At 52.2% G+C, this 7,070-nt stretch carries 8 protein-coding genes; 6 read left to right on the forward strand and 2 right to left on the reverse strand.

All coding sequences use genetic code 11. The annotated features are described in order from the left end of the window. The first annotated feature begins 52 nt into the window (after positions 1–52). From L2731_RS15370 to L2731_RS15380, 3 genes are all read left to right on the forward strand, one after another. The gene (locus L2731_RS15370; RefSeq protein ID WP_415837041.1) at positions 53–1,444 is read left to right on the forward strand and encodes a M16 family metallopeptidase; all 1,392 of its coding nucleotides are present in this window, start codon (positions 53–55) and stop codon (positions 1,442–1,444) included. Between the two features lie 173 nt (positions 1,445–1,617). Beyond that, positions 1,618–2,184 carry a hypothetical protein gene (locus L2731_RS15375; RefSeq protein ID WP_249254110.1) on the forward strand — a complete coding sequence of 189 codons (567 nt, stop codon included), beginning with the start codon at positions 1,618–1,620 and terminating at the stop codon, positions 2,182–2,184. After that, positions 2,168–2,677: a hypothetical protein gene (locus L2731_RS15380; protein WP_249254112.1), complete on the forward strand. Its 510-nt coding sequence runs from the start codon at positions 2,168–2,170 to the stop codon at positions 2,675–2,677. The genes L2731_RS15375 and L2731_RS15380 overlap by 17 nt, the downstream gene beginning before the upstream one ends. A gap of 52 nt (positions 2,678–2,729) precedes the next feature. On the opposite strand, the gene L2731_RS15385 is transcribed toward L2731_RS15380, so the two are convergent. Then, positions 2,730–3,758, reverse strand: a complete 1,029-nt coding sequence (locus L2731_RS15385; RefSeq protein WP_249254114.1) for a GGDEF domain-containing protein — start codon at positions 3,756–3,758, stop codon at positions 2,730–2,732. A gap of 190 nt (positions 3,759–3,948) precedes the next feature. Continuing rightward, positions 3,949–4,413 carry a tRNA (uridine(34)/cytosine(34)/5-carboxymethylaminomethyluridine(34)-2'-O)-methyltransferase TrmL gene (gene trmL, locus L2731_RS15390; protein WP_249254116.1) on the reverse strand — a complete coding sequence of 155 codons (465 nt, stop codon included), beginning with the start codon at positions 4,411–4,413 and terminating at the stop codon, positions 3,949–3,951. A 289-nt stretch (positions 4,414–4,702) separates the two neighbouring features. On the opposite strand from trmL, the gene L2731_RS15395 reads away from it, so the two are divergent. The 3 genes from L2731_RS15395 to L2731_RS15405 all read left to right on the forward strand — a co-directional run bounded on the left by L2731_RS15395 (position 4,703) and on the right by L2731_RS15405 (position 6,812). After that, positions 4,703–5,254 (forward strand): GNAT family N-acetyltransferase, encoded by a 552-nt coding sequence (locus L2731_RS15395; RefSeq protein ID WP_249254118.1) that lies wholly within the window; start codon positions 4,703–4,705, stop codon positions 5,252–5,254. Positions 5,255–5,674: 420 nt separating this feature from the next. Continuing rightward, positions 5,675–6,268, forward strand: a complete 594-nt coding sequence (locus L2731_RS15400; protein WP_249254120.1) for a cysteine dioxygenase family protein — start codon at positions 5,675–5,677, stop codon at positions 6,266–6,268. Positions 6,269–6,419: 151 nt separating this feature from the next. After that, on the forward strand, positions 6,420–6,812 hold the full coding sequence (locus L2731_RS15405; protein ID WP_249254122.1) for a hypothetical protein: 393 nt from the start codon (positions 6,420–6,422) through the stop codon (positions 6,810–6,812). The last annotated feature ends 258 nt before the right edge of the window (positions 6,813–7,070 follow it).

A 7,070-nucleotide genomic window follows, 5' to 3' on the forward strand; every position in this document is an offset into this window, starting at 1 on the left:
GACCCTATTGACTCAGATTCCCCAAGGCTTTGCCAAGCTGGGCACGGCGGCCATGGTGGCCGGCGCCCTAGCACTCTCGGGCTGCGCCGCGACGACAAGTAGCCAGACGGTCGACACCGGCAGCTTCAGCATGCCCGCCTATGAGCAGTATCAACTGGCCAACGGCATGACTGTCTATCTGATGCCACAAACCGAGGTGCCGCTGATCACCGTCAGCGCCGTGGTGCGCGCCGGTGCGGTCAAGGACACCACCTCGGGTGTGGCCAGCATGACCGCCAAGTCGCTGCTGCTGGGGGCTAACGGCAAGAGTAAGTCTGATATCGAGCAGATGGTCGACTTCCTCGGTGCCTCGATTGCCGCCGACGCCGGTAAAGAGGGCAGCTTCATCGACGCCGACTTCATGGCGAAAGACACAGAGAAGATGCTGCCGCTGGTGCGGGATCTACTGCGCGCGCCGGATTTCGATGGCGGCGAGTTCGATAAGCTGCGTCAGCGTGAGATAGCGGGCCTGGCCCAGGAGAAGGAGAGCCCACGTCAGGTGATCCATCGCTACTTTGACAAGCTGGTGTTTGGCGATCATCCCTATGGCAATCCGGCATCGGGTAATAGTGATTCTCTGGCAGAGCTGACGGTTAACCAGCTGCGCGCCTTCCACAAGAGTTATTATCAGCCGCAAAACGTCGCCATCTCTGTGGTCGGCGATTTCGAGCCAGGCAAGATGAAGGCAAGGCTCGACAAGCTATTTGGCGATTGGCAAAACGGCGAGGCGATCGCCAAGCAAGACCTGGCCAAAGATCAGCCTTCGCTAGACGCAAGCAAGGTGCTGTTGGTCAACAAGGGTGACGCCATCGAGACCACCTTCCTGATCGGCGGTAAGGGCATTAGCCGCAATAATCCTGACTATGTGGGGCTACAGGTGGTCAACACTATCCTGGGTGGCCGCTTCACCTCCTGGCTCAATGACGAGTTAAGGGTGAACGCCGGGCTGACCTATGGCGCCCGCTCGGCCTTTACCCCTTACTCCCAGGGGGGCGTGTTTAGGATCAGCACCTTCACCAAGAGCGAGACCACCAAGGAGGCGATCGATCTGGCGCTGAAGACCTATTCACGTCTATGGCAGGCGGGGATAGATCAGCCTACCCTGGACTCGGCCAAGGCCTATGTGAAGGGGCAGTTCCCACCTAAGTTCGAGACCAGTGCGCAACTGGCCGGCCTGCTGTCGAGCATGTACCTCTATGGCTTCGACGACAGCTTCATCAACGACTTCCAGAAGAATGTCGACGGCCTGACCCTGGCGGAGACTCAGCGTCTGGTGCAGAGCTACTTCCCTCAGGATAAGCTGCAATACGTGCTGATCGGCAACGCCAGCAAGATCGCCGATATCGCCGCCCAGTATGGTGAGGTGAAGCAGGTGGAGATCGATGCGGTCGGCTTCTCGCAGTAAGCCTTCTCAATAAGAGATAGTTAGGCTAAATCGATAAAGGCTCGTCGGCTAACGCTGACGGGCCTTTTTTTATCGGCTATTGGCGCCAGCGTTATCGGGCGAGCGGTTCGCATTTCGATGGGCTTTCATCTAGGGTTAATAAAGCCTAGGTTAAGCCCTATCCGGAGATGCCCATGACCCAAGACATATCAACCCGTTTTGATGCCCGTGCATGTGATGCCTGTGCGTGTGATGACGCGGATTGGTGTCATCTGCAGGAGACCACCAAGCTGCTGCTATTGGCGACGGCGCAGATAGAGCTATCGCTCACCGATGGCGACCATAACGTCACCGGCCTCGGGCAGCTGTTTACCCAGATGGCCGGGTATCTCACCGAGGTTAATCGTCACCTTCATGGCACGGCCGATACGCCAGCGGCGATTCTGGCCCACAGCGACAGCCTGATGCAGGCTATCGACAGCGGGGTGATGGCGTTTCAGTTTTACGATCGCATCTCCCAGCGGCTTAATCATGTGATCACCGCGCTGAGTCTGATGGAGGCCATGTTGGGAGATGAGAAACGGCGCCACTCCCAGGCGGCCTGGGAAGATTTGCAAGGGGAGATACAGGCGCATTATTCTCTGGACTGTGAACGGCAGATGTTCGCGGCGCTGCTTAAGGGCGTGCCGATACATGAGGCGCTTAATGCATACAGAGAAAACCATTTACAGCAAACGAAACAAGATGTTGAACTATTTTAAATCGCTCATTTTATTCTCCGCTATCTTGCTCTCGCCCTCGGTTTCGGCGGGCAAGATAGCCCTGCCCGCCTTCTGTCAGGCACTGGCGGGGAGCTGGCTGGGGGAGGCCTCCAGGCCCAAGGGACAGGTGAAAGCGGTACAGGTGCAGGGGCTCTGTAGCGGCGATCGGCGTCAGCTGACGCTCTCGGTGAGCGAACACGCCAGCCATCCGCTGAGCGAGACCTGGTGGTTTCGCGAGGGAGATGGCGAGATAAAGCTCACCTATTTCAACGGCGTCGACCCGGATAAGACCCTTTTCTTTACCCTGTATCGGGAGGAGAGCGGCTTCTCCTTACTAGGCAAGGGCTTGGTGCAGCAGCGCCCGGCGTTGATCCGCCTCAGCTTCGCACCACAGGGGGATGGCTGGTTATGGCTGCAGAAGGTGCAATACCTGGATCAGGACGATGACGACTATCAAGTCTATCGTGGCATCGCCCTAAACCCTGCCTCATAAATTCCACCACCAAGTAGCAACAGGCGCTACGATAGCCCTAGGTTGCTGGCGTCTAGGCGCTCACCTCGTGATAACTCACCCGGTTGCGACCGCCATCTTTGGCGTTATAGAGGGCACTATCGGCCTGTCTTATCCAGTCATCCTCTTTTATGTGTGGCAGCGCCATGCTGATGCCTATGCTGACGGTGACAGGGTAATGGTCTAAGATGGCCTGCTCTGAGATGCTCAGGCGTAGCTTTTCCGCGACCCTCCTTGCCGACAGCAGGTCGATATCATGCATCAGGAGGATGAATTCCTCGCCGCCCACCCTAAAGAGCAGGTCCGTCTCGCGGATCTGATTGAATATGGTCTGTGTCACCCGTTTGAGTACGCGATCCCCCATGGCGTGGCCATAGGTGTCATTGATCTGTTTGAAGTGATCGATATCCAGTAGCAAAATCACCGAGTCTATGCCGTGACGCTGTTTTCGCGCCAGGCAGTTCGACAGATGACTGCTGAGCTGGCGTCGATTCAGTGCATTGGTCATGGGGTCGCGTATCGACTCCTCTTTTAAGCTCCTTTGCAGCCTGCGCATGTGTTGGGCGATCAGGCTAGAGATGAACATGGTCAAGCTGAGGGCGACGCAGGTTCTCAGTGCTGTGCTGGAGTCCACCTGAGTGAAGGTCTCTACGCCGACCAGGGCCAGCATGAGGCTAAAGAAGAACATGGCCGTCTTTAATGGCACTATATAGAGAATCGCTATGGCGATGGGAAAAGCCCAGAAGATAGCGCTGATATCGACCTGATGAATGGTAAGCCCCAGGCAGATGAGTAATAGGGTGACGACGATATTGGTGTGGATCGGTATGGTCTTGCCTTTATGTAGGGCGATCACATCGATCAGTACCAACAGGGTAAACAGGCCGAGCAGGCTCGCCAGCAGGTAATGGTCAAATAGAAAGTTTTTCACTGCCAGCGACAGCAAGAGGCTACAGGCGAGGCCCAAAATAATGTAGAGAGGCGTCTTACTGCCGGTAAAGAGCACGGCGACCTCTGCTTCATGCTCGCATATGGTCTGTTGGAATTTCTCGAGTATGCCCATACGCATTTTCTGTGCTGACGCTCAATCTGTCTGGGTCTATCGTGCTGATATTCAATGGCTTAACAGGCGCCATTTTATCGAGGATGTAGGCTTGAGTATGGGAGCCGATGGCGGACTTTACAAATTGAGCCATCGAGAGTGGTTAAAACCTGAGCAGATCATACTTGATAATCTGCTCAGCTGCCTCTGTTTAGCTGGCGCCCTGATAGTCGAGCTGACGCCAGGCTTCGTAGCTGATGATGGCTACCGAGTTAGACAGATTCAGGCTGCGGCTGCTGGCGGCCATGGGGATGCGCAGGCGCTGGCTGGTGGGAATAGATTCTATGATTTCCATCGGCAGGCCGCGGGTCTCGGGGCCAAATAGCAAGACATCGTCCTTCTCGAAGGCGATCTCGCTGTGGGGGCGACTGCCCTTGGTGGTGCAGGCCATGATGCGCTTGCCGGCCATAGCGCTCAAGAAGCTCTCGAAGTCCTTATGGCGGGTGACCCGGGTCAGATCGCTATAGTCCAGCCCGGCGCGGCGCAGTTTCTTCTCTTCAAGATCGAATCCCAGAGGCTCGATAAGGTGTAGCTGGCAGCCGTTGTTGGCGCACAGGCGGATGATATTGCCGGTATTGGGGGCAATCTCTGGCTCATAGAGGGCGATATGGAACATCTTGGCTTACCTTTGAACGGATGAGCGGCGATTATAAGGGAAATGACTATGGGGGGAAACCTCACGGTTTTAGTGGGATTTTTGCCTGGTATCCATGTCCGCAGATGCATCTTTACCAGCTTATTCTATCTCTTCGATTTAGCTACACCTGCTGCTAGCAAGTTTTTCAGTTGGTTTGTTTGAGTGAATGCTGATAAGTTCTATGAATTACAGATAGTTAAGACTTGGCGTTTTTCTCGGCTCGCAGAGAAAGGTACATGGGCACTATAGAAGGTTAGGTGTACTAGATATGAGCATCAATTTCCGGCCGTTTAATAAGAGTGATGGTAACTACTCGAAAGTGATCGATCTTTATAAAGAGGCATTTCCCGGTGCGCAACGCATACCGACATTTCTGCTTCGTTTTAAACTGAGAAAGGGTAAGAAGGGCTTTAGCGTACTTTATGATGGAGAAGAGTGGATTGGTCTTATCTATCTCACTCAATACAGAGATATTGTATTTGTACAATTCTTGGCAGTAACGGCATCAATCCGTTCTAAGGGCTATGGAAGTAAGGTCATGGATGCCTTAGGTGATCTGTACCCAGAAAAAAGGATGGTATTGAACATTGAAGAAGTTAATGAGCAGGCAAGAAATTATCAGCAACGAATAAAGCGCAAAGCCTTCTATGAAAAAAATGGTTTTATTTCTACTGGTTATCTCGTTAAAGAGCCAGACCAAATGCAAGAGATGCTCATACGTGGGGGAATTATAAGTAAGGAAGAAATAGAGCTAATGTACAAGGAGTTACTTGGTAATATTATTGGTTCTCTCATTCGCCCGAGAGTAATCAAGGTCTGATCAATATTCTTGCCTATGGCGAGACTTCAACAATCGGCATGGCAGGAATTTTAGGGCGATACATGGAAGAGCCCAATCTCGTGATCAAAGGGTCGGTGACCTTCCCGACATCAAGCGGACATTTTCCATATCCCAATGGGTTAGATGTGAAGGAACGACGCATCTGTAAGCACTCTTTTGGCACGCCACAAGCACACCCATGTGGGCTCCGCGAAAGCTTCCTTGATTTCGAGGGCCAAAAGTATGCTTGCTCCGAGTTGTTCCCCTCTATTGATTTGGCGGCGTTTGGTATCACGCACTTACTCACTCCCTGTTACTCTTCCATAGGTTGGCTTTTATCTGCTATCGACCTATTGCCTATTTATTGCCTAAGGCGGATCACCTAGCCTTGATTGATAGTATTTTGGGTAGAGTGTGTATATGGAAAACATTGGTAGATTGCGGTATTTCATTCAGTCTTTTACCCGGCTGGTCGAGCAGGTCGGCAGCGAAGAGGTGCGTATCTTTACCGACGGTCAGGCGCTGCTGTCGGAGCTTATTGCTCATGACGACTGGCTACCCCATGCCTTTGCCAAACCAAGTACTGAGAGCTATCGGCAGTATCTGCTGTATTGCGATCCTCTGGAGCGTTTCTCTGTGGTGAGCTTCGTCTGGGCGCCTGGGCAGACTACACCCATTCATGATCATACGGTATGGGGCATGGTGGGCGTGCTGCGCGGCGCCGAACGCTGTGAGGAATATGAGCTGGATGAGGAAGTTAGCTGTCTGCGGGCCAGCGGCAGTCATGAGTTACCCGTCTGCGGTGTCGATCTGGTCTCGCCAGATATCGGCGATATCCATAGGGTTTCTAATGCTCTATTGGAGGGAGTATCTATCAGCATTCATGTCTATGGCGCCAACATAGGTGCGGTGCAGCGGCATGTTTATGACCCCGATACCGGGGGGAAGAAGCCATTTATATCTGGGTATTCGAATAGTGTGGTGCCGAATATATGGGATCGCTCCGGCGAGTAGGCCGATAGTGATAGCTTGGCGACTAGCGCCTAGACTGAATATCCTTTACTGTGGCCATGCATCACGAGTTAGCCAATTGGTGCAATTAGCTTAGAATGATGCATTGGCTAAGTAATAGATTAAGTAACGGACTAAGTAACGGATTGAAGTCATGGAAGAAAATGTTGTAAAGCAAGAAGGCTGTTACCTCTCCACATTAGAGCATATGCAAACCTTTGTCGGTCGATGGTTTTATATCTATACCGACAGGGGTGAGCTAACGCTGACAGCTGAATCGATAACATTTAAGAGTCAGAAAAACGCATTTGTTATCCCCTTGAATTCAATCTCTAATATTGAATCTGGGATTTACCCACGCACGGCTAAACCTTTTCCTCTCAAGTACATAAAGATCACCTACAGTGATGAGGGAGAAAGCCACGCTTTGATGTTAACGCCCTGCAAGTCAGGTTTCTCGTCTGTATGGACAACGAATAAGTCGGTAGAAAATTGGTTGTCGGTATTGGATGGGGTGGTGTCGACACTCCAGGGTATTCATAGCTAACCTCACTACATTAGGGCTCTAGTTGTCACGGCTTAGCGTCTGACTGAGCTAATGTTTGATAGGGATTTGAAGGTCGATCATTCAAATTCTGTCAATAGCCTGCGGCTCGCTTATGTGCAGATAGATCTGCTACACGCCGTGAATCCGTATATGGACACCTCGATAGATTCAATAGCTAATTTGTTAGTAACAAAAGATATTACTGCATCCGTATATCCGACCTGTTTATGAGCATCTTTGTGCTCTGGCCTTAATGAG

It is taken from the genome of Shewanella aquimarina, assembly GCF_023349185.1.
Taxonomy (GTDB): Bacteria; Pseudomonadota; Gammaproteobacteria; order Enterobacterales; family Shewanellaceae; genus Shewanella; species Shewanella aquimarina.